Source organism: Thiothrix winogradskyi, from assembly GCF_021650935.1.
Classification (GTDB): domain Bacteria; phylum Pseudomonadota; class Gammaproteobacteria; order Thiotrichales; family Thiotrichaceae; genus Thiothrix; species Thiothrix winogradskyi.
Genome location: NZ_CP091244.1, coordinates 1,091,795 through 1,114,991, shown reverse-complemented (window position 1 = coordinate 1,114,991; position 23,197 = coordinate 1,091,795). Strand labels below are relative to the sequence as shown.

General features: G+C 51.2%; 26 protein-coding genes. 17 read left to right on the top strand and 9 right to left on the bottom strand.

The genetic code is table 11. The features are described 5' to 3' along the window. The first annotated feature begins 10 nt into the window (after nucleotides 1-10). On the top strand, nucleotides 11-301 hold the full coding sequence (locus L2Y54_RS05690) for a DUF167 family protein (protein WP_236500827.1): 291 nt from the start codon (nucleotides 11-13) through the stop codon (nucleotides 299-301). A gap of 37 nt (nucleotides 302-338) precedes the next feature. Here L2Y54_RS05690 and L2Y54_RS05685 read toward each other — a convergent pair whose 3' ends face one another. Both L2Y54_RS05685 and gshA read right to left on the bottom strand, forming a co-directional pair. Next, nucleotides 339-809 carry an RNA recognition motif domain-containing protein gene (locus tag L2Y54_RS05685; RefSeq protein WP_236500826.1) on the bottom strand — a complete coding sequence of 157 codons (471 nt, stop codon included), beginning with the start codon at nucleotides 807-809 and terminating at the stop codon, nucleotides 339-341. 241 nt (nucleotides 810-1,050) lie between these two features. Then, nucleotides 1,051-2,649: a glutamate--cysteine ligase gene (gshA, locus tag L2Y54_RS05680; RefSeq protein WP_236500825.1), complete on the bottom strand. Its 1,599-nt coding sequence runs from the start codon at nucleotides 2,647-2,649 to the stop codon at nucleotides 1,051-1,053. Nucleotides 2,650-2,820: 171 nt separating this feature from the next. On the opposite strand from gshA, the gene L2Y54_RS05675 reads away from it, so the two are divergent. The 10 genes from L2Y54_RS05675 (at nucleotide 2,821) to L2Y54_RS05630 (ending at nucleotide 11,320) form a co-directional block, all read left to right on the top strand. Beyond that, nucleotides 2,821-4,245: a M48 family metalloprotease gene (locus tag L2Y54_RS05675; RefSeq protein ID WP_236500824.1), complete on the top strand. Its 1,425-nt coding sequence runs from the start codon at nucleotides 2,821-2,823 to the stop codon at nucleotides 4,243-4,245. A gap of 204 nt (nucleotides 4,246-4,449) precedes the next feature. Beyond that, nucleotides 4,450-4,875 carry a sulfur oxidation c-type cytochrome SoxX gene (gene soxX / locus L2Y54_RS05670; protein ID WP_236500823.1) on the top strand — a complete coding sequence of 142 codons (426 nt, stop codon included), beginning with the start codon at nucleotides 4,450-4,452 and terminating at the stop codon, nucleotides 4,873-4,875. 34 nt (nucleotides 4,876-4,909) lie between these two features. Then, nucleotides 4,910-5,365 carry a thiosulfate oxidation carrier protein SoxY gene (gene soxY / locus L2Y54_RS05665; protein ID WP_236500821.1) on the top strand — a complete coding sequence of 152 codons (456 nt, stop codon included), beginning with the start codon at nucleotides 4,910-4,912 and terminating at the stop codon, nucleotides 5,363-5,365. A gap of 17 nt (nucleotides 5,366-5,382) precedes the next feature. Further along, nucleotides 5,383-5,691, top strand: coding sequence for a thiosulfate oxidation carrier complex protein SoxZ (gene soxZ, locus L2Y54_RS05660; RefSeq protein ID WP_236500820.1), 309 nt, complete (start codon nucleotides 5,383-5,385; stop codon nucleotides 5,689-5,691). A 12-nt stretch (nucleotides 5,692-5,703) separates the two neighbouring features. Beyond that, nucleotides 5,704-6,561, top strand: a complete 858-nt coding sequence (soxA, locus tag L2Y54_RS05655; RefSeq protein ID WP_236500822.1) for a sulfur oxidation c-type cytochrome SoxA — start codon at nucleotides 5,704-5,706, stop codon at nucleotides 6,559-6,561. A gap of 181 nt (nucleotides 6,562-6,742) precedes the next feature. Further along, a complete protein-coding gene (soxY, locus tag L2Y54_RS05650; protein WP_236500821.1) occupies nucleotides 6,743-7,198 on the top strand; it encodes a thiosulfate oxidation carrier protein SoxY in 456 nt (151 codons plus the stop codon). 17 nt (nucleotides 7,199-7,215) lie between these two features. Then, the gene (gene soxZ, locus L2Y54_RS05645; protein ID WP_236500820.1) at nucleotides 7,216-7,524 is read left to right on the top strand and encodes a thiosulfate oxidation carrier complex protein SoxZ; all 309 of its coding nucleotides are present in this window, start codon (nucleotides 7,216-7,218) and stop codon (nucleotides 7,522-7,524) included. A 101-nt stretch (nucleotides 7,525-7,625) separates the two neighbouring features. Next, on the top strand, nucleotides 7,626-9,917 hold the full coding sequence (locus L2Y54_RS05640) for an MBL fold metallo-hydrolase (RefSeq protein ID WP_236500819.1): 2,292 nt from the start codon (nucleotides 7,626-7,628) through the stop codon (nucleotides 9,915-9,917). 32 nt (nucleotides 9,918-9,949) lie between these two features. Next, on the top strand, nucleotides 9,950-10,525 hold the full coding sequence (locus L2Y54_RS05635) for a DsrE family protein (protein ID WP_236500818.1): 576 nt from the start codon (nucleotides 9,950-9,952) through the stop codon (nucleotides 10,523-10,525). 75 nt (nucleotides 10,526-10,600) lie between these two features. Further along, nucleotides 10,601-11,320, top strand: a complete 720-nt coding sequence (locus L2Y54_RS05630; RefSeq protein WP_236500817.1) for a DUF4395 domain-containing protein — start codon at nucleotides 10,601-10,603, stop codon at nucleotides 11,318-11,320. Nucleotides 11,321-11,342: 22 nt separating this feature from the next. Here the strand turns inward: L2Y54_RS05630 and L2Y54_RS05625 are convergent, their stop codons facing one another. After that, nucleotides 11,343-12,035, bottom strand: coding sequence for a hypothetical protein (locus tag L2Y54_RS05625; protein WP_236500816.1), 693 nt, complete (start codon nucleotides 12,033-12,035; stop codon nucleotides 11,343-11,345). Beyond that, nucleotides 12,032-12,571: an RNA polymerase sigma factor gene (locus L2Y54_RS05620; RefSeq protein ID WP_236500815.1), complete on the bottom strand. Its 540-nt coding sequence runs from the start codon at nucleotides 12,569-12,571 to the stop codon at nucleotides 12,032-12,034. The genes L2Y54_RS05625 and L2Y54_RS05620 overlap by 4 nt, the downstream gene beginning before the upstream one ends. A 146-nt stretch (nucleotides 12,572-12,717) precedes the next feature. Between L2Y54_RS05620 and soxB the strand changes: the two genes are divergently transcribed. Further along, complete coding sequence (soxB, locus tag L2Y54_RS05615; RefSeq protein ID WP_236500814.1) at nucleotides 12,718-14,463, top strand: thiosulfohydrolase SoxB; 1,746 nt, start codon at nucleotides 12,718-12,720, stop codon at nucleotides 14,461-14,463. Nucleotides 14,464-14,504: 41 nt separating this feature from the next. On the opposite strand, the gene L2Y54_RS05610 is transcribed toward soxB, so the two are convergent. Further along, a complete protein-coding gene (locus tag L2Y54_RS05610; RefSeq protein ID WP_236500813.1) occupies nucleotides 14,505-14,804 on the bottom strand; it encodes a hypothetical protein in 300 nt (99 codons plus the stop codon). 100 nt (nucleotides 14,805-14,904) lie between these two features. Between L2Y54_RS05610 and L2Y54_RS05605 the strand changes: the two genes are divergently transcribed. From L2Y54_RS05605 to L2Y54_RS05595, 3 genes are all read left to right on the top strand, one after another. Then, nucleotides 14,905-15,564, top strand: a complete 660-nt coding sequence (locus tag L2Y54_RS05605; protein ID WP_236500811.1) for a protein-L-isoaspartate O-methyltransferase family protein — start codon at nucleotides 14,905-14,907, stop codon at nucleotides 15,562-15,564. Between the two features lie 2 nt (nucleotides 15,565-15,566). Further along, a complete protein-coding gene (locus L2Y54_RS05600; protein WP_236500810.1) occupies nucleotides 15,567-15,881 on the top strand; it encodes a rhodanese-like domain-containing protein in 315 nt (104 codons plus the stop codon). Between the two features lie 82 nt (nucleotides 15,882-15,963). Beyond that, nucleotides 15,964-17,541: a TolC family outer membrane protein gene (locus tag L2Y54_RS05595; protein ID WP_236500809.1), complete on the top strand. Its 1,578-nt coding sequence runs from the start codon at nucleotides 15,964-15,966 to the stop codon at nucleotides 17,539-17,541. Nucleotides 17,542-17,655: 114 nt separating this feature from the next. Here the strand turns inward: L2Y54_RS05595 and L2Y54_RS05590 are convergent, their stop codons facing one another. Further along, nucleotides 17,656-18,108 carry an Lcl C-terminal domain-containing protein gene (locus L2Y54_RS05590; RefSeq protein WP_236500808.1) on the bottom strand — a complete coding sequence of 151 codons (453 nt, stop codon included), beginning with the start codon at nucleotides 18,106-18,108 and terminating at the stop codon, nucleotides 17,656-17,658. A gap of 351 nt (nucleotides 18,109-18,459) precedes the next feature. On the opposite strand from L2Y54_RS05590, the gene bioD reads away from it, so the two are divergent. Then, a complete protein-coding gene (bioD, locus tag L2Y54_RS05585; protein ID WP_236500807.1) occupies nucleotides 18,460-19,119 on the top strand; it encodes a dethiobiotin synthase in 660 nt (219 codons plus the stop codon). Here bioD and L2Y54_RS05580 read toward each other — a convergent pair. From L2Y54_RS05580 to L2Y54_RS05570, 3 genes are read right to left on the bottom strand one after another with little or no spacing between them, the layout of a single operon-like run. Beyond that, entirely contained in the window at nucleotides 19,116-20,246 is a 1,131-nt protein-coding gene (locus L2Y54_RS05580; protein ID WP_236500806.1) for a PilT/PilU family type 4a pilus ATPase, read from the bottom strand. The genes bioD and L2Y54_RS05580 overlap by 4 nt on opposite strands. Beyond that, the gene (locus tag L2Y54_RS05575) at nucleotides 20,243-21,400 is read right to left on the bottom strand and encodes a PilT/PilU family type 4a pilus ATPase (RefSeq protein ID WP_236500805.1); all 1,158 of its coding nucleotides are present in this window, start codon (nucleotides 21,398-21,400) and stop codon (nucleotides 20,243-20,245) included. The genes L2Y54_RS05580 and L2Y54_RS05575 overlap by 4 nt, the downstream gene beginning before the upstream one ends. A 13-nt stretch (nucleotides 21,401-21,413) precedes the next feature. Then, on the bottom strand, nucleotides 21,414-22,448 hold the full coding sequence (locus tag L2Y54_RS05570; RefSeq protein ID WP_202715528.1) for a type IV pilus twitching motility protein PilT: 1,035 nt from the start codon (nucleotides 22,446-22,448) through the stop codon (nucleotides 21,414-21,416). 61 nt (nucleotides 22,449-22,509) lie between these two features. On the opposite strand from L2Y54_RS05570, the gene L2Y54_RS05565 reads away from it, so the two are divergent. Next, the gene (locus L2Y54_RS05565; RefSeq protein ID WP_236500804.1) at nucleotides 22,510-23,196 is read left to right on the top strand and encodes a YggS family pyridoxal phosphate-dependent enzyme; all 687 of its coding nucleotides are present in this window, start codon (nucleotides 22,510-22,512) and stop codon (nucleotides 23,194-23,196) included. Nucleotide 23,197: the final 1 nt, after the last annotated feature.

Here is a 23,197-nt window from a genome sequence, read left to right as displayed (position 1 = left end):
TCACGTACTAATGACTACGTTTTACCGCTGGGAAGATGAAGTGTTGCACCTGTTTGTGCGGGTGCAGCCCAAGGCAAGCCGGGATGAATTTGCAGAAGTGCAGGAAGATCGCATTCGCATAAGGATTACTGCCCCGCCAGTGGATGGCAAAGCTAACGCGCATCTGCTGAAGTTTGTAGCAAAAGCCTGTGGCGTAGCCAAAGCAAACGTGCAGATAAAGAACGGCGAAACCGGCAGGAATAAACACTTGTGTATTGAATCCCCGGTTTGCCTACCGGCAGGCATTGAGAAGGCAGGCTGATGCAGCATCAACCTGCCTTACGCGAAACCGTTAAGAATTAACGGTAGCCACCGCCGCCGCCGAAGCCGCCACGATCACCACCGCGACCGCCGCGATCACCGCCACCGAAGCCGCCGCGATCACCACCACGACCACCGCGATCACCACCGCCGCCGAAGCCGCCACGATCACCGCCGCCACCGAAGCCGCCGCGATCACCACCACGACCACCGCCGCCGCCGCCACCACCGAAGCCGCCACGACCGCCGCCATCACGTGGACGATCTTCGCGTGGTTTTGCTTCGTTAACTTTAATGTTACGGCCTTGAACGGCTTGCTCGTTCAGACCCTGAATCGCTGCATTGCCTTGAGCAGCATCTGGCATGTCAACAAAACCGAAGCCCTTGGATTGCCCCGTCATTTTGTCTTTGATCATGCTGACACTGGTCACTTCGCCGTAAGCGGAGAACAGGTCACGCAAGTCGTTTTCGGTAATTTTATAGGGCAGGTTGCCAACGTAAATATTCACTGTTTGTCATCTCATAAATAGCGTGTGCTGCTTGGGAATTTACGTTATAGATAATCAGTCACACCAAATTACCTGATAACGATCGACCACTGTGGTTCGATAGGTTATGCACTGTGAAACCTGCAAGTAAAAACGTGGCATCAAACTAACAAGGCTCACGGAACTTTCAAGTATCAGGCAAGTTATTTGCAGTGTACCCCAGTTTTTCGCTGCGGGTAACAAAAATCGGATATTTGTCCGGTTAATTTTTCACGTCAACCAAAGCCCCTGATAGATAAGCGTTTAGGAAGCTATCAAAATCCATTTTTTCACTGGCTTCAAGCGCTTGCTGACGGCTTAAGGAGCTTGCAGCAGCTTGCTGGAATTCAAGGATCAACGCGGGGTCAAGCGTCCGTTGCAGGAAATACTCACGGTGTTCTTGGGATTTACGCTGCGCAAACGCGAAAAAACTCTCCTGATTAGCTCGCATCTCTTCCAGCATCCGTGCCGACGGCGTAATGTCCGGGTTGTAAGCAAGCTGAATCTGGCTGTCTAACGAATCGGTGTAACAATCCTCCCCGTGTACCGTGTTCAACATCTCTGCCACCGGGCGCATGGCTTGCAACAAATCCCTAGCCTGATCACGCAATAACACGCTCTTACCCAAGCAACTCAAACGTACATCGGGGTCACGCCCGCGATGCGCCGTTAACATTTGGTTCTGGTTGATGGCCTGAAATTCATCCGCAGACACCAGCGGGCTTTCCTGCAATAAACAGAAATGCATAAAGACTTCGAGGAAAAAGAGTTGACGGCGCGTTAAGCCTGCGGGGTGGAACGCATTCACATCAAGCGAACGCAATTCCACATACGCAATGCCCCTGCGCTCCAGAGCATCCGTGGGTTTCTCAAAACCTTGCAATAACTGCTTGGGGCGTACCGTACTGTAATATTCGTTTTCAATTTGCAGGATATTGGCATTTAACTGGCGGTACTGCCCTGCCACTTTCACCCCGATAGCGGCGTATTCCGGGCAAGGGGTATTGATTGCCTGACGCAAACTACTCACGTAACTGTCGAGGGTGTTGTAACACACCTTCACCCCGGTTTTATTTTCCTTACTATTGGTGTAACCAATATTCCCCATGCGCAACGACGTGCCGAAAGGCTCATAGAGCGTGTATTCGTTAAACGCCTCCATGCCTTCGGGTGCTTCTCTGCCACCGAGGAAGCTTTTGCAGATCGCGGGCGACGTACCAAACAAGTAAATAATCAGCCAGCCATAACGCTGCAAATTACGCACTAATGCCATGTATTGCGCATCACGGAACGCCCGTAACTCGCCTGCATCCCCCTGTACCTGCTGCCAAGGCTGCCAAAAGGCATCATCGATGGAATAGTTGAAATGGATTCCGGCAATCACCTGCATCGCCTTGCCATAGCGCCAGGCCAGCCCTTCACGGTAAATGTGCTTCATACGCCCGGCGTTGGAACTGCCGTATTCAGCAATCCGAATATCGCGTTCGCCGCTCAGCACACACGGCATACTGGTTGTCCACAACAATTCATCGTTAAGTTGCTGGTACACAAACGTTTCGATATTGAGCAAGAAATCCAGTGACTGAGCAGCACGTTCCTGCGGCGGCGTAATCAGTTCCAGCAAGGATTCGGCGTAATCGGTGGTAATCCACGGGTGGGTTAACGCAGACCCCAGCACCGCCGGATGATCACGTTGCGACAATCGCCCTTCAGACGACACTCTCAGGCTTTCTTTTTCCAGCCCCGTGCGGGCATTGCGTAGGTAAGGGTGCAAATGGTGGGCATCAATCTCACGTAAGCGTTGTTCCAACAAGTGGTACACAGCGTTCTCCCGATTCAAACGAAACACCGATTACAGCATAGAATGGCGAGAATACAAATTTCCTGAGACCAAGACTGACTAAGGCTGACCCGCAAGCGCAATTGAAAGTGAAGGCATACTTTCACGCGCATTCCGATTATAGTTAGGGTTCTACACCCACAAACCGACCTGATGATGAAATACCTGATACACGCCAGCCTGATTGCCATCAGCTTAAGCCTTACGGCTGCCAGCCATGCCGCACTGGATCTGGAAGTCCCCAGCATCAATATCCCCGATCTGGGCAACCCCGCCAATAACACCCTCAGCAGCACCCAAGAAGCATTGCTTGGCATCAAGCTCATCCGCGAATTGCGCGGCAGTGAACCCATTGTGGAAGACCCTGAACTTAGCGGCTGGTTACGCGCCCTTGGCAACCGCCTTGCTGCCCATGCACCCGGTGGCGGCAATTATTATTTTCTGATTGTCAAAAACCCGGAAATCAACGCCTACGCCATGCCCGGCGGGGTCATCGTCATGCATTCCGGGTTGATTTTGAATACGCGCTCGGAAAGTGAATTAGCCGCTGTGGTGGCGCATGAAATTGCCCACGTTTCCCAGCGCCATATTGCGCGAATGTTAGCGGAACGCAAAGGCAATCCGCTCATGACCGGGCTAGGAGTACTTGCCGGTGCAGCGGCTGCCAGCAAAAGCCCGGAAGCCGCCCAAGCCATTATCACCAGCACCATTGCCACGCAATTGCACCGCCAACTGAGCTTTAGCCGTCAGATGGAAACCGAAGCGGATCGCACCGGCTTGCGCATTCTCGCGGGGGCAGGGCTTGACCCGCAAGCCATGTCCTTATTCATGGAAAAACTGGATCGGCGCACCTCCGACTTACACGGTGACATTACCCAATATTTGCGCACTCACCCGCAAAGCATCGACCGGTTGAGCGATACCCGCGCCCAAGCCAATCAAATGGGCAAACGCGGTGTCCGCGAAGACAGTGATTACGCCTATGCCCGTGAAAAGCTCCGTGCCATCACTGCCCCGAATTCACCTGCCGTTACCGCAGGCGATGCACAACTCACGCAATATGCCCAAGCCGTCAGCCAATTGCGGCGCGGCAATCCCAATGCTGCCCTGCAAACTTTGGGTACACAATCACGCCAACTACCGATTGCCCTTACGATTGCGGCTGCACTGAATGCAACCCGTCGTTATGCCGAAACCGAAGCGCTGCTCACCCCGCTGGCAAGCTCTTATCCCGGTCAGGAGGATATTCTTAGCCTGTTGGCTGAAGCCTTGCTTGCCAACCAAAAAGCACCGCAAGCCTGGCAATTACTCAGCCGCACCCAATTGACGGAACAAACCAGTCTGGAATTCCTCGAAATCCGTCAACGGGTTGCAGAACAAGCCGGGCAAGCGGCTGAAGCGTACCGTTCTGCCGCCGAACGTAGCATTCGCATGGGCGAATACAAACACGCCCGCGCCATTCTCGAACAAGCCTCACGCCTGCCCGGCAATCCCGCGCATACTAGCGCCCGCCTGCAAGCAATGGCACGCGAAATTGAGCAAATGGAAACCAAAGAAAAACAACTTGACAAATTTTAACCAGAAAACATAAGAATATAATTATATTCTTATTCAAGATACTGGTTTCATTAAAGTTTTTTTGCGTGTTTTACCACAATCGGTTAAGCTTCCAACCCGAAAGTTGATATTTCTCAAGGTTTAGTAAAATGTGCTATCTCAGCCGTCTAACAAGCGTAGAGAAACACGTTTCGTTGAAATGTTTCGTTTAGAGAGGAGGTCGTTATGCGGAAAATTTTTCGCACTTTGGTGATGTCGGCATCAGTTTCTGTGCTGGCTTTAACCGTTGTATTCTCGTCTGCTTATGCAGCCGATGATAAAAAAGCAGATGCTGCCAAAGCGGAAGCAAAACCAGCAGAAGCTAAACCGGCTGAAGCAAAAAAAGAAATGACAGGCAAAGAGTTGGCATTTGACCGTGGGTTGGGTAACTGTTTGGCGTGCCACATGATCGCTGGTGGTGAACTGCCCGGCAACATTGGCCCACCATTAATTGCCATGAAAGCCCGCTTCCCAGACAAGGCAAAACTCAAAGCACAAATCGCTGATGCACGGGTCGCCAATCCTAATACCATTATGATCCCGTTTGGGCCGATGGGGATTCTGACTGACGCGGAACTGGATAGAGTTGTTGACTTTATTCATGAGCTGTAATGTGGATTTGCTGAATTTTGGAGAGAGGAAACTTATGAAACGCAGAACATTTTTACAAGGCACCTTGGCTGCCAGCGCGGCAGGTCTTGCGGTCAGCGCGGGTTTGCTGACCCCACGCATGGTCATGGCAGAAGGCGGCGGTGCATTTGATGCCAAAACAATGGACGATGCCCTGAAAGCCATGGCAGTGACCCCAACAGATTCCGCTGACATTAAAATCAAAGCCCCTGAAATCGCTGAAAACGGCGCGGTTGTCCCTGTCACCGTCACGTCCGGCGTCGCAGGCACCACGGAAATCAGCATTCTTGTTGATGGCAACCCTACCCCACTGGCAGCGATGTTTATCCTCGGTGAAGGTACGCAACCTGAAGCATCTACCCGGATCAAAATGGGCAAGACCGCTAACGTTATCGCGATTGCCAAAGCCGGTGATAAAGCTTACACCGCTAAGCAAGAAGTTAAAGTCACCATCGGCGGCTGCGGCGGCTAATTCAGAGGAGTACACACATGTCTAGTATTAAACTTAAAGCCTCTGCGAAAGGCGATGTCGTTGAAGTCAAAGCACTGATGACACACCCGATGGAAACCGGGCAACGTAAAGACAAGAAAACCGGCGAGCTGGTTCCCGCACATTTCATTCAGGACATCGTCGTCACTGCGGGTGACAAAACTATCCTGACTGCCAAATGGGGCGGCTCTGTCTCCAAAAACCCTTACCTCGCGTTCAACTACGCGGGCAAGGCGGGCGACAAAGTGAAGCTGGCTTGGACTGACAACAAAGGCGAGAAAGACTCTGCCGAAGCAGACGTTGCTTAACTGGAGGTTTCCATGAAAAAAGTATTAACCGCAGCATCCGTTGCATTTGCGTTAGCAGTTTCCGCATTCAGCACCGTACACGCTGGACCTGCGGAAGAAATGGCGGCATTCCAAGACCATTTCAAGACAGCATTCAAAGACATCCCGTTTGAAGATTTCAAAGACGGTGCTTATGCATTGGATCCCGCTTTGAAAGCCCAGTGGGAGGAAATGGAATCATCCTTCCCTCCTTACGAACCTGATATTGATGCAGGTAAGACCATTTGGGAAACGCCATTCAAAAATGGCAAAACGTATGCTGATTGCATGGGTGACATCAAATCCATCCGCACTAAGTACCCTTTCTACGATGCTGAGAAAGACACTATCGTCACGGCTGAAGGTGCCTTAAACGCCTGCAAAACTGACGGTGATGGCGAAGGCTTTGTCGACAAAGAAGGCAAGCCGTTGCTGAACAAAGGTAAAATTGCACAGCTGATGGCGTATATCGCGATGGAAAATCGTGGTAGCAAAATCAACGTTGCCACTCCTGAAGGCAAAGCAGTTGATTGGTACGAGAAAGGCAAAAACTACTACTACTCTAAGCGTGGTCAGTTGAATATGTCTTGTGCGGATTGCCACACCAACAATGCAGGCAAAATGATCCGTGCGGATTTGCTTAGCCCTGCGGTTGGTCATGTGACACATTGGCCCACTTACCGTTCTGCGGATGGTGAAATCACCACGCTGCACAACCGTTTCATGGGTTGCAATACCATGGTACGCGCAAACAACACCAAAGCTCAAGGTGATGAATATAAGGCACTGGAATACTTCCTGACTTATATGTCCAATGGCTTGGAATGGAACGGTCCAGGCTCACGTAAGTAAGCCCACCTTACGTTCGATCTGACAATCGACTTGAACCCGGCTTCCCGCCGGGTTTTTTATGCGATTACATAAAAAAGACGGAATATTTTCGGCACTACTCACATCATTATACCTGAATGGTGAGAGTGGCTTGCTCTCAGCACCATTACGCTCACAACACATCTCTGGAGAGAGGAAACTTATGAAACGCAGAACATTTTTACAAGGCACCTTGGCTGCCAGCGCGGCAGGTCTTGCGGTCAGCGCGGGTTTGCTGACCCCACGCATGGTCATGGCAGAAGGCGGCGGTGCATTTGATGCCAAAACAATGGACGATGCCCTGAAAGCCATGGCAGTGACCCCAACAGATTCCGCTGACATTAAAATCAAAGCCCCTGAAATCGCTGAAAACGGCGCGGTTGTCCCTGTTACCGTCACGTCCGGCGTCGCAGGCACCACGGAAATCAGCATCCTTGTTGATGGCAACCCTACCCCACTGGCAGCGATGTTTATCCTCGGTGAAGGTACGCAACCTGAAGCATCTACCCGGATCAAAATGGGCAAGACCGCTAACGTTATCGCGATTGCCAAAGCCGGTGATAAAGCTTACACCGCTAAGCAAGAAGTTAAAGTCACCATCGGCGGCTGCGGCGGCTAATTCAGAGGAGTACACACATGTCTAGTATTAAACTTAAAGCCTCTGCGAAAGGCGATGTCGTTGAAGTCAAAGCACTGATGACACACCCGATGGAAACCGGGCAACGTAAAGACAAGAAAACCGGCGAGCTGGTTCCCGCACATTTCATTCAGGACATCGTCGTCACTGCGGGTGACAAAACTATCCTGACTGCCAAATGGGGCGGCTCTGTCTCCAAAAACCCTTACCTCGCGTTCAACTACGCGGGCAAGGCGGGCGACAAAGTGAAGCTGGCTTGGACTGACAACAAAGGCGAGAAAGACTCTGCCGAAGCTGATGTAGCGTAACGCACACTGCTGTTGCCTACCCGTAGAGACGCAAAAGTTTGCGTCTCTACTGCTATCGTTTACCCCTACACGCTCCATCCCTCACGCATTACGGAGGATTCATGCGCATCATTGCTGCATTCTTCGCCGCTCTCTGTTTAACACTGGGGCTGAATGCCCATGCTGACGACAAACTTCCCCCTGTCGTGATGGAGCTGATTAAAGTTTCCGAACACGTGTACTACGTGCAAGGCGCACCCGGTGCAGCCACGCAAAACCACGGTTTCATTTCCAACGCAGCAGCGATTGTCACTGACGAAGGAGTGGTACTGTTCGATACCCTTGGCACGCCCGCTTTGGCGCAATTATTCCTGCAAAAGCTCAAAAAAATAACCGATAAACCGGTGAAAAAGGTCATTGTCAGCCACTACCACGCCGACCATATTTACGGCTTGCAAGTCTTTAAAGATTTGGGCGCGGAAATCATCGCCCCCGCTGGTGCGGAGGAATACCTCAATTCCGAAAACGCCGAAACCCTGCTGGCCTCACGCCGTGCAGACCTTGCCCCCTGGGTTAATGCTCACACCCGCTTGGTTAAACCTGACCGTTATGTCGATGGCAATGAAGAAATCACCCTCGGCGGTGTCACCATCAAACTGATTTTCAACGGCAAAGCGCATTCTGACGGCGACCAAAGCGTGTTAGTCGAACCAGATGGCGTATTGCTGATTGGCGATCTGATTTTTGAAGGGCGCGTCCCCTTTGTCGGCGATGCCAATACCAAAATCTGGCTGGAACGCTTAAAAGACATGGCGCAAGGCAAACTCACCGCAATGGTTCCCGGTCACGGTCCCATGTCCAAAAACCCGCAGGAAGTGATTAAAACCACTGTCCAATACATCGAATTCCTGCGTGAAACCATGGGCAAAGCGGTTGAAGACATGATCCCGTTTGACGAAGCGTATGCCGCCACCGACTGGGGCGATTTCATCCATCTGCCCGCTTTTGACGAAGCCAACCGCCGCAATGCCTATCAGGTCTACCTGTCGCTGGAACAGGAAGGAATGCAACCCGAAGCGGAAAACACCGACACACCAACATCCGGCACGACCACAACTAATGATACACCTGCCGCCGCCCCAGCCCGCGAAGCACCCGCCCTCACCGAACAAGCCAAACAATTACTGGATGAAGTCAACAAACGCATCACCAATATCAACACGGCTGAACTCAAGGATTTGCTGCAAAAGCACCCCGAAACCCAGCTCATTGACGTGCGCACCCCGCAAGAAATCACCCTACTCGGTGGCAGCATCGACGCACCCCGCCACCGCAACTTGTTACGCGGTTGGTTAGAAATGCACGCCACCGAACAATTGCCCGACAAAAACACTCCCATCGTGGTGTATTGCGGTGTCAACCAGCGTAGCCCACTCGCCGCTGATACCCTAATGAAACTCGGCTACACCAATGTCAAAAACTACGCAGACGGCTTTTTTGCATGGAAAGACGCAGGGCTACCCGTCTCAGAAAACGACAAAGCCCTTGATTCTTTCCTTTACAGCAAACCCGTGGAAGTCATCCCCGGCGTATGGTCAGCGATTGGCGCAACCGCACCGCCCACCTACGACAACAGCGGACACAATAACAACCTTTCCTTCGTGATTACCGATGCCGGTGTCGTCGTCATGAATGCCGGTGACAATTACCTGTTGGCACAAGCCCTGCACGACGAAATCAAGCAACGTACTGACCAACCCGTCAAATACGTTCTGCTCGAAAATGGGCAAGGTCACGCCATGCTCGGCATGAATTACTGGCAGGAACAAGGTGCAAAAGTCATTATGCACCAAGATGCTTGGCACGAAGTCGAACAACGTGGCGCAGACATTATCGCCTTAATGCGCAACCGCAGCCGCGACAAAGCTTACCGTACCGAACTTTCCAAGCCTGACATTATCCTCAGCGAAGACAGCATGGACCTAAGCCTCGGCTCTTGGAAAATGCAAGCCTTACGCATCGGTGCGGCACACAGCCCCGGCGACATTATGCTGTGGATGCCCGAAAAGCAATTGCTCATCAGCGGCGATGTGGCCTTCCATGAACGGCTGCTGCCACTGTTTGAAGACACCGATACCGATGCGTGGATCGAAACCTGGGCAAAACTCGAAGCCCTCAAACCCACCCACATTATTCCCGGACACGGCGGCCCCACCAACTTGGCGGAAGTCACGAAATACACCAAAGATTACCTAGTACACCTGCGTACCAAAGTCGGCGAAGTGCTTGAAAGTGGCGGCACTTTACAAGATGCCTACAAGATCGACCAAAGTGCGTTTGCCCACCTTGATACGTTCGACGAACTCGCGTTAGCGAATGCGGGCATGGTGTTCCGCGAAATGGAATTTGAATAGCAATTTTATCAACCGTAGGAGGAGAACGACCCATGTTAAAACCAATCATACTGGGTTTATTGATGACTGCCAGCAGTGTTGCTGGTCTTGCACACGCTGACGATGCCAAACCGGCTGCACCTAAAGCAGAAGCTGCCGCTGCTCCGGCTGCTGATGCTAAGCCCGCCGAAGCCAAATTTGACCCCGGCGTGCCTGCACCCAAAGTCGCTGACGACTATTACGCGGGTGCTGAAAAAGTCGTGGTTCACGTCACGATGGAGGGTGACGAGAAGAAATACCTTGGTGTGCTCGGCAATGTCAGCAATTACATCAAAGCACTGGAACAAACCGGCAAAAAAACCGACGCGGTAATCGTGATGAACGGTGACGGCTTAGGTATGTTGACCACCGCCAAGCAAGTAGAAATGAATGCCGATGCCAAATTGCCCGCTAAAATTGCGGAATTGAAGGAAAAAGGTGTGAAATTCCAAATTTGCTACAACACCCTGACCGGACGCAAAATTGCTTTTGCCGATTTGTATGACGCAAAAGTAGAAGACGTGATCCCCTCCGGTGTCGCCGAAGCAGGCCGTTTGCAATCGCAAGGTTATCAACTGCTGAAACCGTAAATGTAACACAGCAGCGTGTGAGGCTGGGCTTGCTCCAGCCTCAACTTGACGGTTGAGAGGAAGGAGACAAGCCCGATGATGAATTGGATCATCACTTGCTGCAAAGATTTGTGGTTTCGCGACCGCAACGAAGTCAGCCCCTACATTAACGACACTGCCGTGCGCATCCGTGCGGGGCTGTTGCTCGTGATTCCCATCTACATGGCGTTTACGCTGTTCGATGCCATTTACACCTCAACGTGGGAAGTGACGGGAGCGGTGATTACCGATACGCTCGAAACCGATTTTGACGGGCGTATTCTGTATAACGTCGAAGCGGTCAAGCGCACCTACGACTACAGTTTCCAAACCCTTGTGCTGTTTTACGCGCTGTTTGAAATGATTTCGGGCATGTTTGTCAGCACTTCACGCTTGTCGCCCACCATCTTGCTCAGCAGCTTTTTGGCGAAAAACCTGCGCCCCGTGTGGAAACCCTTGCTGCCGAAACGCTTTGCTTGGTCGATTGGCGCAAGTTTTATCGTCACCTGTTTGATTTTCTTTAACCCCGAAATTTTTGCAGGCTGGGTCAACACCCTAGCAGGCAGTGAAATGCTTCCAGAAACCTACAACTACATGCCAGCATGGATTCCGCTGGTACTGGTGTGGGTATGCTTTGGTTTCATGTGGATGGAAACCGTACTGGGTTTCTGTGCAGGCTGCAAAGTTCATGCTTTGCTGGTGTGGATGGGGGTGTTGGAAGCAGAGTGTGAGGCTTGCAACAACCTAGATTGGGGTGATGCGGCTAACAAACGCTAGCAACAAACACCCCGGAACAACCTTAAATCGCGATATACCGCCACCCGTCACGCATGTGCTCTACCACAAACTGCACCGCTGACGGGGCAATTTCGGTATCGTCAACCAATGCTACCAATTCGCCGCGCTGTCTGAACGAGTACAACGTATTGCTGCACGCCACAAATTTCAGGTGCGGGTATTGCTCACCCATGTGCAAAATGCGACCTTCATGCTGGGTTTCACCCAGACGCAATAAGTCAATGCCTTCCGCACTGGTAACAACATACACACTGCCATCTTTAGACTCGACTTGTTGCGCCAGTTTTTCAGCCTTCACCAAGGCTTTTTCCAATTTGGCAGGCTCGTGTGAATCCAGAAACACGATGAAACGGTCGTCGTGTGCTGCTGCATTTTCCAACGTCAAACCTTCAGGTTGCCACAATTTCGGCACATAATGGCTGCTGCCTGCACCGGCAACAAAAACGAGACCGAACGCCAGCATGACCATCGCTGCTTGTTGCCATACTGCTGGGCGATGCACGGGTTGACGCAAAACGGGCAAAGGGTAGGCCGATTTCACCAGATGTTTGATGCGCTGGATTTCACACAACTGTTTTTGCAGCCCAGGGTCAGCTTCCACCTGAGCTAACACGAGGCTGGCTTGTTCAGCATCCAATTGCCCGTCTGCGAGGGCGTGCAGGCGATCGTGAATGGTTAGCTGATCGGGGTTCATTTCACTCTCCGTAAATAGTGAACGTTGTCAGTTTGACGTATGCCTTGCAGGCGTTTTTTCATGGTTTCGCGGGCGCGGCTGAGGCGGCTCATTACTGTCCCTATCGGAATATCGAGAATCGATGCCACTTGTTCATAGCTATACCCTTCCAAATCCACTAAGGTCATCACTTGGCATTGACTCACCGGCAACGATTCCACCGCAATGCGTACTTGGGTGGCCAGTTGATCATCGGCAAAGTGTTTTTCGGGGCAATCCGTACAGCTTAGCTCCATCTCGTCGATGTCCAGTGTCGGCTTTTGGGTGCGTAAATGCTCCATCCAACAGTTATGCAGAATTTTGTACAACCACGCACCCAAACGCGCTTCATCTTTGAGTTGTTCTTGTTTTTCTAAGGCTTTTGCAAGGGTGTCTTGCACCAGATCGTCGGCTAACGCGCTATCGCCACACCATGCCACTGCCATACGATGTAGCTTGGCGCGGTGTTCCGACAACTGCTGGTCGAGACGGTTAAAACGAAAATACTGACTAAACATGTGGTTTATAAGTTTCTCTTAGCGGTTCTATTGCACATGATGCAGAAAAACGCCGTAATATTCCAAAAAAGATGGAATATTTTCACCTGAACCCCGTCACTACCCCTGTAGCAAGAACAACTTCAGCCCGTTTGAGGAGAGAAAACGTGAGTTTAACCCGTCGTGAATTTATGCAAATGTTGGCAGCCGCCAGCGTTGCCGGTTTCAGCCTGAATAACGCTTTTGCAGCAGATGCCAGCAAAGAAGGCGACAAAACCGCTGTTAAAACCCCCGGTAATCCGTATGAACTGCCTGCTTTTGGCAATGTATCCTTGATGCATTACACCGACTGCCACGCGCAACTATTACCGATTTACTTCCGCGAGCCGAACGTGAATCTGGGTATCGGCAGCATGAAAGGTGCAGTGCCACACTTGGTCGGCGAACACTTCCTGAAAAAGTACGGCATCGAAGCCGGGACAATGGATGCGCACGCTTTCACCTACATTGATTACGTTGAAGCCGCAAAAAAATACGGCAAGGTCGGCGGGTTTGCTCACCTGAAAACCTTGGTTGATCAAGTACGTGCCCAACGCCCCGGCTCACTGCTGTTGGACGGCGGCGATACTTGGCAAGGCTCATGGACATCCCTGAAAACCAATGCGCAAGACATGGTGGATGCACAGCTTGCTCTCGGCGTGGACGTCATGACCCCGCACTGGGAAATGACCTTCGGCGCGGATCGTGTCAAAGAAATCGTTGAGAAAGATTTCGCGGGCAAAATTGATTTCGTCGCCCAAAACGTTTTCAGCAACGACTTTGACGAGCGCGTGTTTGAACCGTTCGTGATCAAAGAAATCAACGGCGTACCGGTGGCAATTATTGGGCAGGCATTCCCTTACGTACCCGTTGCCAACCCACGTCACATGGTAGCTGACTGGAGCTTCGGCATCCGCGATTCAGACATGCAGCAAGCGGTTGACGATGCGCGTAGCAAAGGCGCGAAAGTTGTCATTATGCTGTCGCACAACGGCATGGACGTTGACCTGAAAATGGCCAGCAAAGTCACCGGCATTGACGCGATCATGGGCGGTCATACCCACGATGGCGTATTCCAACCGGTAGTGGTGGAAAATGCAGGCGGCAAAACGCTGGTCACGAATGCTGGCTCTAACGGCAAATTCCTCGGCGTACTCGATCTGGATGTGAAAGACGGCAAAGTGGCGGATTTCCGTTACAAATTGCTGCCGGTATTCTCCAACTTGTTGGAAGCCAACAAGGATATGCAGGCACTCATCGACAAAATCCGTGAACCGTACAAGAAAGAATTGGCGGAAGAACTCGCTGTGTGCGATGACGTATTGTACCGCCGTGGCAACTTCAACGGAACATTCGACCAATTGATCTGCGACGCGCTGATGCAAGAATTGGATGCGCCGATGGCGTTTTCACCGGGCTTCCGTTGGGGAACCAGCGTACTACCTGGGCAGCCAATCACGTTTGAACACGTTGCTGACCAAACCGCGATTACTTACGGCACGGTAACACGTAACGAAATGACCGGTGAAACCATCAAAACCATCCTCGAAGACGTGGCGGATAACCTCTTCAACGAAGACCCTTACTACCAGCAAGGCGGCGACATGGTGCGCGTCGGTGGCTTGAAGTTCACCTTTGACCCGACGGCCAAAATGGGCGAACGGGTATCCGATATGATGCTGGATGGCAAACCACTGGATGCGGCAAAAACCTACCCCGTGGCAGGCTGGGCAAGCGTTCAGGAAGAGGTGAAGCCTAACAAGCAAATCTGGGAAGTGGTCGCCGATTACCTGCGCGACAAAAAGACCATTGGTAAGATTGAGCTGAATACACCAAAACTGAAAAACGTGGATGGCAACGAAGGCTTAGCCTAACGCCCGTAGGGGCGGTTCATGAACCGCCCCTACACATGCATTTACTTACATTGCCCAGGCACAAAGCCTTGCACCTGTTGATCAGCACACGCCTTGCAATCATTAACATACGTCGCCTGAAGCGTGGAAGGGCACGGCGCATTCACACACCGGATCAGCGGATCCGTCACCTGAGCGCACACTGGCGCAAACACTTCGTAACAAATTTCCGGGCGCGGCTCACGGCATTGCTGAAATGCCGCCATATTTGCCATGCCATCTGCTGCATTGGAACGGCTACACCCTGACAAGGCTGTCACGAGTAATACGCCTCCTAACAGCAGCATTCCCAAGCTTTTCATAAAAAACCTCGCATTAGATTGTTTTGGGCAGTACGCAATCACTTGCGACATAGCGCCGTAATCCGTACTCTTATCCCATTCTTCGTCTGGAGCCTGCCGCATGAATCTGGAACACGCCCGCTTTAATATGATCGAACAGCAAATACGCCCGTGGGACGTATTGGATCAGACCATTTTGGAAACGTTTGGTTTCATTCAACGTGAGCTATTTGTGCCTAAAATTCACCAAGCACTGGCGTTTGCTGATGTGGAAATTCCCCTAGGTCATGGTGAACACATGATGTTCCCCCGCGTCGAAGCCCGCATGTTGCAGGCACTCAAGATTTCGCCCGATGACACTTGCCTAGAAATTGGCACAGGCAGCGGGTTTGTCACCGCCTGTCTTGCCCATCTTAGCAAACACGTCGACAGTGTGGATATTCATGAAGACTTTACCCGACGAGCGGAAGAACGCCTGTTTAACCTTAAGCTGCGTAACCATGCCTTGCATACCGCTGATGCCTTACGTGATGGGTCAATTACCAAACAATACGATGTGATTGCAGTAACAGGTTCTATCCCCCACTATTTACCGCGCTTTGAAAACCAATTAGCGCTAGGTGGGCGGCTGTTCATCGTGGTGGGGCAAGGTGCTGCGATGCAAGCCATGCTAGTGACCCACGAAGCGGACGGTGAGTTTACCCATACCAAGCTGTTTGAAACCCACTTGAAAGCATTGGCTGGGGCTAACAGCGACACCGACCGGACATTTGTTTTTTAACCATGCGCCACTGGACACCTAGCGAGTTGGCAGCGCAATTAAGTGCACAATCCCCATTGCATATACTGGATGTTAGGGAAGAATGGGAATACGATATTGCCCACTTTGAGCCTTCAACCCTGATTCCCTTAGGGCAATTAGTGGGGAAAATGGCACACTTGGATAAAACGCACGAGTGGCTGGTCGTGTGCCATCACGGTATCCGCAGCGCTCATGCGTGCTATTATCTGGAACGAAATGGCTTTCAAGTGATCAATCTAACTGGCGGGATTGACCGTTGGGCAAAAGAGATTGACCACGATATGTCACTCTATTAACACGAATTAGGGCTATAATTCGCGTTTGACTACAACATGCATAAACCCCATGTGGCTAACTACATACTTGGAATCGTTTTTTATGAAACAACACACACTGGCATTCTTGATAGCAGCCTCCCTGACACTCGTCACGCAACAGGCACAGGCAGAAAATCTGCTTCAGGTTTACCAACAAGCCAAAGGCTACGATGCCCAATTCAAAGCGCTGGAAAGCGATTATCTGGCGATTCTGGAACGTAAACCGCAAGCACTTGCTGCGCTCAAACCACAAGTCGGGGTTTCCGGATCCATTACCCAAAATCACCAACGCACTACCCGTGATGCATCCCTGCTCGAATCAAGCAATAGCCTCAATTCCAGCAACGCTAATTACAGCCTGAATTTGAGCAAATCTCTGTATAACAAAGCCCTGAACGCTCAAGTTAATCAGGCGGATTCGGTCATTGCGCAAGCCAGTGCCGGTTTGGATGCTGAACGGGAAGGGCTGATCCTGCGCGTCGCGGAAGCCTATTTCAATTTTCTGTTAGCACAAGACAATCTCGAATTCGCCCGCACTGAAAAAGACGCCATCAGCCGCCAACTGGAACAAACCCGCGCCTATTTTGATGCTGGTCGCTCTGCCATTACCGATGTCAAAGAAGCGGAATCACGCTACGATCTGGCAATTGCCCAGGAAATCAACGCGGTCAACCAGCTTGACCTCAGCCGGGAACAGTTACGGGTACTCACGGGTGGTTTCTACCAGACGCTGAATGCGCCAGCAGCCAACCTACCGCTGACCGTGCCAACCCCAGCCGATATTGAGCAATGGGTCAAAACAGCCAAAGCCAATAACAAGCAGCTCATTGCCAGCCAACACGCGATTCAGGCGGCACAAACAGCGATTGATATTCAACGCGCTGCGAAAAAACCCGTCGTGGATCTGGTCGCCAAACAAACTGGGAGCGATACCCAGAGCGATGCAGCATTAGACCCACAAGTATATGGTGCCAGTGTTGGCGTGCAAGTCAGTATGCCGCTGTATACAGGCGGCAGCACAGATTCCAGAATCCGCGAAGCTCAACACAATTTTCGCCAAGCACAGCAGCAATTTGAATTCCAGAACCGCACCACGGAACAACAAGCACGTAATGCATTTTTGACCGTGCAATCCAGCATCAGCCAAGTCAAAGCGAACCAACGGGCGCTTGCCTCTGCTGAAACAGCGGCTGAAGCTACCCAAGCCGGTTTTGAAGTTGGCACCCGTACTGCGGTAGATGTGCTTACCTCACTGCGCAATGTCTTCAGCGCCCGCCGTGATTACGCCCAAACCCGCTACACCTACCTGTTGAATACGCTGAAACTGCGCCAAGCTGCCGGTATCCTGACCGATAAGGATATTGTGGACATGAATACTTTCATGACGACCACCCCCAAGCAATTGGCAGCCGCCTTACAACCAACAGCACCCGCTGCGGATATTGAAGACAATGGCAGCTTTGAACGCTACAGCGCCACACCGGCAGCGACCACCGCTGTCAAAGCTGACGCCAAGGTTCAACCCGCCGAACCAAAACTAGCAGAACAAGTTGCACCCGCTGAAGCAGCGCCAGTACAACAAGCCCCCGCTGCTGCCCCACAATATTTCATTATCCCGCAGGATGTTGGCAAGAAATAAGCCTCAACGCCGGTAAGCGTATTTCCAGCGACACCCGGATGCTGCCTCCAATGCACTTAGCAACGCAGCATCCGGGACGGCTTCCGCCTAAAGATTCTGCACAATCACTGTCAATCACCGTAAATTGCGCACCAAGCGAATGTATTTACCCGCACCTTTGAGGTGTTCATAGGCGCGACCTTTATCGAAATCCATACTCCATGCAAATGAATCGACTTGATTCATCGACCAAACCCCAACCGCAGGCATTCGCGGAAACACGTCCAGATTAACAGCAGGTTCGGAACAACGTTGCTCCACAATACTGTTGAGTTCATCCAGCGTTGGTAAGCGCCAGCCAGTGTAACCGGCAAACTTATCACTACCGGTTAATTGCGCGAGATTGGCGGCGCTATCCCACTCCATGCGTACCGCCTGTCCGCCGCAACGCTCCCCATCCTGACCTTCTAAACATTTTTTCCACATCAAACCGGTATGAGTATCAATGAGTGTACCATTACCCTGATCATTGAAGCGCTGCACGGGAGTGGAAGCGGGAATATTACCCTGACACTGTTGCTGAGCCATAGCCCAATTAGCACAAGAAAGCAGCAAACCGCCGCCCAAAACAAGGGAGAACCTTTTTATCGTCATCTTATTATTTACCAAGCAAGTTATATGTAAAATTTATTGATTTGAATCAAATTAGTTTAATAAACAAACTAATAGTCGTATTTTTTAGCAAAATGGTTCAAGTTAATAAGTTAAAATTATCATCTTTTTGATTCCCGACATAAGTATCATCTGCTGGATACCCCCTAGTATTGTCCCTTAGTCATAGAAACATTAGTCTAGGCTTAACTTTCAGTGGAAAAATGGCAGGCACTGCCATCAACGTATCATCTAAAATGATACCTTTGAGAAAGAAAAGGAAACCGCATGGAAATGATTGTTCCAAAATTCGCACAATGGCTGGCTGATTCTGGCATAGATACTGCTAGGGGCATTTTCATGACCGGCACGGATACTGGCGTAGGTAAAACATGGATAGGAACACAACTGATTAAGACCTTGCGAGTATTGGGGCGTGAAGTGATCCCACGCAAACCCGCCGAATCGGGTTGGGCTGAAGACATCCAACAAACTGACGCTTGGCAGTTAGCCAATGCAGCGGGGCAAACTTTCGATCATAGCGTCTGCCCTTACCGCTTTGCTGCTGCCCTTGCCCCACCACGGGCAGCAATGCAAGAAGGCAAAACCCTAGTGCTGCAACAACTGGCAGCAGCCTGCCCCACGCATTGGGAACCCCACCAGTTTCTGCATGTGGAAGGTGCGGGTGGCTTCTATTCACCGATTGCCGATGACGGTCTCAATGCCGATCTTGCCCAAATGCTAGGCTTGCCAGTAGTTATCGTCACAGAAGACCGTTTAGGTTGCATCAACCATGTCTTACTCACTGCCGCAGCCGTGCAACAACGCGGTCTCAAGCTGGCAGGCGTTATTCTGAATGCCCGCGCCTTCAATGAAAATGGCATGGATAATCGTCACGATATATGCCAGTACTTAAACGTACCGGTAGTTGCATCTCCGTTTACTTAAGCCATTTCCGGCAAGGCATAATCCGCATCGCTCCCCGCCGCCTGACCCGCACCGAAATTGATTTGCCATTCCAAATCGTTGCGGGAACCGGCGTATTCCAACGCCACGGTCTTGCTGATATAGCTGTCGGTGTAAAGCTGGTATAAGGCTTGGTCAAAGGTTTGCATCCCATCCACCGAACCTTTGGCGATAATGTCTTTCAACTCGCCAAATTGTCCGGTGCGGATCAGTTCTGCCACATACGGGGTATTCACCAATACCTCCGCTGCCAGATGCAAGCCATCCTGTTCATCGGGAATCAGCCGTTGTGCCACAATACCGCGTAGATTCAAGGACAAATCCATCAATACCCGGTTTTTGTTTTCACTGGGAAACAAATACAGCATCCGCTCCAGTGCCTGAATCACATTGGTAGCGTGCAAGGTCGACAATACCAAATGCCCAGTATCGGCAAAACCCAACACCGCATCCATCGTTTCGGTATCGCGTACTTCTCCCACCATGATCATGTCAGGGGCTTCACGCATCGCTTCGCGCATCGCATTGGCGTAACTCAAGGTATCAAAACCGACTTCACGCTGCCCGATAATGGATTTGCCGTGGCGGAAGGTGTATTCAATCGGATCTTCAATCGTCAAAATATGCCCAGAATGGTGCTCATTGCGGTGCTGAATCAAGGATGCCATCGACGTGGATTTACCCGACCCTGTGGAACCTACAAACAGCAACATCCCTTCCTTTTGCATCACCAACTTTTTCAGCACTTCCGGCAATTTCAACTCATCCGGCGAGCGAATGTCGGAACGAATATGGCGAATCACCATCGACACTTCCCCGCGCTGAAAATAAAAATTCATGCGGAAACGCCCAATGCCTTTCAGCGAAAATCCCTTATTTAATTCACGATCAGTAAAGAAAGCTTCAATTTCGGTTGCGGTGAGGATCTCTTCAGCTAATTGACGAATATTGCCCGGTTTCATCGGTTCGCGGCTAATGCGCTTAAGCTGCCCACGCATTTTAATCGTGGCGTGCGCCCCCGTGGTCAAATACAAATCCGATGCATTTTGCTTCACCATCATATTCAACATTGGGGTAATGCGCAGCTCGGCTTCAGTTAAAATTGTCATGCGCGGGTATTCTCCAGTGGTTCAATCGCCAAATCATCCAACCCCTTGAAGAAGTCATTATCTTGCGCGAAACGGCTTTCCAGTTTGAGACGCAGGCGCAAGTCATTCTGCGAATCCGCATGACGTAAAGCTTCATGCACCGTGATTTGCCGTGCCTCAATCAGATCAAATAGCGCTTGGTCGAAGGTGCGCATTCCGTGTTCACGCGATTTTGAGGTCAGAATCTTCATGCCCGGCACATCGCCTTTCAGGATTAAATCTGCCATTAATGGGGTATTAATAACCACCTCCACCGCAGGCAAACGCCCTTCCCCTTTGGCTTTACGCACCAGCCGCTGTGAGACCACCGCCTTAAGATTAAGCGACAAATCCATCAATAATTGATTGCGGCGTTCTTCCGGGAAAAAGTTGATAATACGGTCAATCGCTTGGTTGGAACTGTTGGCGTGCAAGGTCGACAAGCACAAATGCCCAGTTTCGGCGTAGGCAATCGCGTAATCCATCGACTCACGGTCACGGATCTCCCCCAGCAAAATCACATCAGGAGCTTGCCGCAAGGTATTCTTCATCGCGATTTCATAGCTGGCGGTATCGACACCCACTTCGCGCTGCGTAATCAAGCACCCTTTGTGCTGATGCACAAACTCAATCGGGTCTTCAATCGTGACAATATGCCCTTTGGAATTGGTATTGCGGAAATCGACCATTGATGCCAGTGTGGTCGATTTACCTGAACCGGTCGCCCCCACCATAATCACCAAACCGCGCTTGGTCATCGCAATATCGCGCAAGACCGGCGGCAAACCCAAATCCTTCAACCCCGGAATATGGTTGGGAATATGGCGCAAGACCATCCCCGCACAACCGCGTTGCGTGAACGCATTCACCCGGAATCGCGCTTTGCCCGGCAGACTAATGGAAAAATTGCATTCCATGTCCTCCTCGAACTGTTTGAGCTGGCGGTCATTCATAATCGCCCGCACCAACATCCGCGCCGTTTGCTCATTGAGTGGCTGATTGGTTAATGGCAGCATTTCGCTGGAAATTTTGGCAGAAGGAGCCGCCTCCGCCGTAACATACAAGTCGGAAGCCTTTTTTTCCAACATAGTCGCCAATAACTTATGCACGTAGCTGACAGCAGCATCGCGATCCATAGTCCAGCCCTCGTTAAATAGAATCCGGGTTATCGGCTTTACGCCGCGCCGCTTCACGATCCACCAAACCTTTCATCACCAAGTTTTTCAGTGATTGATCAAGGGTTTGCATCCCGTCACTTTGCCCGGTTTGCATCGCAGAACGCATTTGCGCAATCTTATTTTCACGAATCAGGTTACGCACCGCCCGATTGCCAATCAGAATTTCGTGTGCTGCCACGCGCCCCCCACCTTTTTTCTTCAGCAAAGTTTGCGAAATCACCGCTTGCAAGGATTCGGAAAGCATGGAACGCACCATCTCTTTTTCGGCAGCGGGGAACACGTCCACAATACGGTCAATGGTTTTGGGTGCGGATGTCGTATGCAACGTGCCGAATACCAAATGCCCGGTTTCTGCTGCGGTTAGTGCCAAGCGAATCGTTTCCAAGTCACGCATTTCCCCGACCAGAATGGTATCCGGGTCTTCACGCAAGGCGGAACGGAGGGCGGCTTCAAAGCCTTTGGTATCGCGATGCACTTCACGTTGGTTGACCAAACTTTTTTTGCTTTCGTGCACGAATTCGATCGGGTCTTCAATGGTCAAAATATGCCCGTAATCGGTATCATTTTTGTAATCGACCATCGCCGCGAGGGTGGTGGATTTACCCGAACCGGTCGGCCCTGTCACCAACACCAAGCCGCGTGGGTTTTCCGAAATTTTCCGAAAAATACCTGGCGCACCCAACTGATCCAGCGTTAATACTTTGCTGGGGATGGTACGAAACACCGCACCTGCGCCACGGTTTTGGTTAAAGGCATTCACACGAAACCGCGCCACACCGGGAATTTCAAACGAAAAATCGCATTCCCAATGCTCTTCGTAGTTTTTACGTTGGTGATCATTCATGATGTCGTACACCAGCGCGTGTACTTGTTTATGGTCGAGCACCGGCAAGTTGATCTTGCGCATTTCGCCATCGACACGGATCATGGGAGGCATCCCGCCCGACAAGTGCAAGTCGGATGCATTGTTTTTGACGCTGAACGCCAATAGTTGGGTAATGTCCATTGTTGTTATAATTCACGTTATGGGTTTAGTTCAGTGATTAATGAGGAAAGTAACACATACCATGACAATCCGTGACAATATCCAGACAATCGGCGAACGTATCCGCGCTGCCGAACAACGCTTTGGGCGTAAACCGGGCAGCGTGCAATTATTGGCAGTGAGCAAGAAACACCCCAGCGCCAGTATTCGTGAAGCCATCGACGCGGGGCAAACCTGTTTCGGTGAAAATTACGTGCAAGAAATGGTCGAAAAAGCTGCCGAACTTGCCAATGACCATAGCAATCTCGACTGGCATTTCATCGGCCCGATCCAATCCAACAAAACCCGTTTGATCGCCAGCACTGCCCGCTGGGTGCATTCGGTTGACAGTCTCAAAATTGCCCAGCGCTTAAGCGACCAAAAACCAGCGGACGCGCCAGAGATTAATATTTGCTTGCAAGTGAATATCAGCAATGAAATCAGCAAATCGGGGATACAACCGGAGGAATTGGCAGCATTAGCAAGTCAGATCGCTGCTTTACCGGGGATTCGCTTGCGGGGTTTGATGGCAATTCCTGCGCCAGAACAGGATTTCGCTCAGCAACGCGCCGTGTTTGCGCAAGTGCGGGCATTGCAAGAAGATTTGGTCGCGCAAGGTTTCACGCTGGATACGCTGTCAATGGGCATGACCGATGACATGGAAGCCGCGATTGCCGAAGGTGCAACCATCGTGCGCATTGGCACGGCGATTTTCGGCACACGGGCTTGAA

Excerpts from the sequence above, each read along its gene's own strand:
- L2Y54_RS05690 (WP_236500827.1), top strand. The coding sequence starts at position 11 with ATGACTACGTTTTACCGCTGGGAAGATGAAGTGTTGCACCTGTTTGTG.
- L2Y54_RS05675 (WP_236500824.1), top strand. The coding sequence starts at position 2,821 with ATGATGAAATACCTGATACACGCCAGCCTGATTGCCATCAGCTTAAGC.
- soxX (WP_236500823.1), top strand. The coding sequence starts at position 4,450 with ATGCGGAAAATTTTTCGCACTTTGGTGATGTCGGCATCAGTTTCTGTG.
- soxY (WP_236500821.1), top strand. The coding sequence starts at position 4,910 with ATGAAACGCAGAACATTTTTACAAGGCACCTTGGCTGCCAGCGCGGCA.
- soxZ (WP_236500820.1), top strand. The coding sequence starts at position 5,383 with ATGTCTAGTATTAAACTTAAAGCCTCTGCGAAAGGCGATGTCGTTGAA.
- soxA (WP_236500822.1), top strand. The coding sequence starts at position 5,704 with ATGAAAAAAGTATTAACCGCAGCATCCGTTGCATTTGCGTTAGCAGTT.
- soxY (WP_236500821.1), top strand. The coding sequence starts at position 6,743 with ATGAAACGCAGAACATTTTTACAAGGCACCTTGGCTGCCAGCGCGGCA.
- soxZ (WP_236500820.1), top strand. The coding sequence starts at position 7,216 with ATGTCTAGTATTAAACTTAAAGCCTCTGCGAAAGGCGATGTCGTTGAA.
- L2Y54_RS05640 (WP_236500819.1), top strand. The coding sequence starts at position 7,626 with ATGCGCATCATTGCTGCATTCTTCGCCGCTCTCTGTTTAACACTGGGG.
- L2Y54_RS05635 (WP_236500818.1), top strand. The coding sequence starts at position 9,950 with ATGTTAAAACCAATCATACTGGGTTTATTGATGACTGCCAGCAGTGTT.
- L2Y54_RS05630 (WP_236500817.1), top strand. The coding sequence starts at position 10,601 with ATGATGAATTGGATCATCACTTGCTGCAAAGATTTGTGGTTTCGCGAC.
- L2Y54_RS05625 (WP_236500816.1), bottom strand. The coding sequence starts at position 12,035 with ATGAACCCCGATCAGCTAACCATTCACGATCGCCTGCACGCCCTCGCA.
- L2Y54_RS05620 (WP_236500815.1), bottom strand. The coding sequence starts at position 12,571 with ATGTTTAGTCAGTATTTTCGTTTTAACCGTCTCGACCAGCAGTTGTCG.
- L2Y54_RS05610 (WP_236500813.1), bottom strand. The coding sequence starts at position 14,804 with ATGAAAAGCTTGGGAATGCTGCTGTTAGGAGGCGTATTACTCGTGACA.
- L2Y54_RS05605 (WP_236500811.1), top strand. The coding sequence starts at position 14,905 with ATGAATCTGGAACACGCCCGCTTTAATATGATCGAACAGCAAATACGC.
- L2Y54_RS05600 (WP_236500810.1), top strand. The coding sequence starts at position 15,567 with ATGCGCCACTGGACACCTAGCGAGTTGGCAGCGCAATTAAGTGCACAA.
- L2Y54_RS05595 (WP_236500809.1), top strand. The coding sequence starts at position 15,964 with ATGAAACAACACACACTGGCATTCTTGATAGCAGCCTCCCTGACACTC.
- L2Y54_RS05590 (WP_236500808.1), bottom strand. The coding sequence starts at position 18,108 with ATGGCTCAGCAACAGTGTCAGGGTAATATTCCCGCTTCCACTCCCGTG.
- bioD (WP_236500807.1), top strand. The coding sequence starts at position 18,460 with ATGGAAATGATTGTTCCAAAATTCGCACAATGGCTGGCTGATTCTGGC.
- L2Y54_RS05580 (WP_236500806.1), bottom strand. The coding sequence starts at position 20,246 with ATGACAATTTTAACTGAAGCCGAGCTGCGCATTACCCCAATGTTGAAT.
- L2Y54_RS05575 (WP_236500805.1), bottom strand. The coding sequence starts at position 21,400 with ATGGATCGCGATGCTGCTGTCAGCTACGTGCATAAGTTATTGGCGACT.
- L2Y54_RS05570 (WP_202715528.1), bottom strand. The coding sequence starts at position 22,448 with ATGGACATTACCCAACTATTGGCGTTCAGCGTCAAAAACAATGCATCC.
- L2Y54_RS05565 (WP_236500804.1), top strand. The coding sequence starts at position 22,510 with ATGACAATCCGTGACAATATCCAGACAATCGGCGAACGTATCCGCGCT.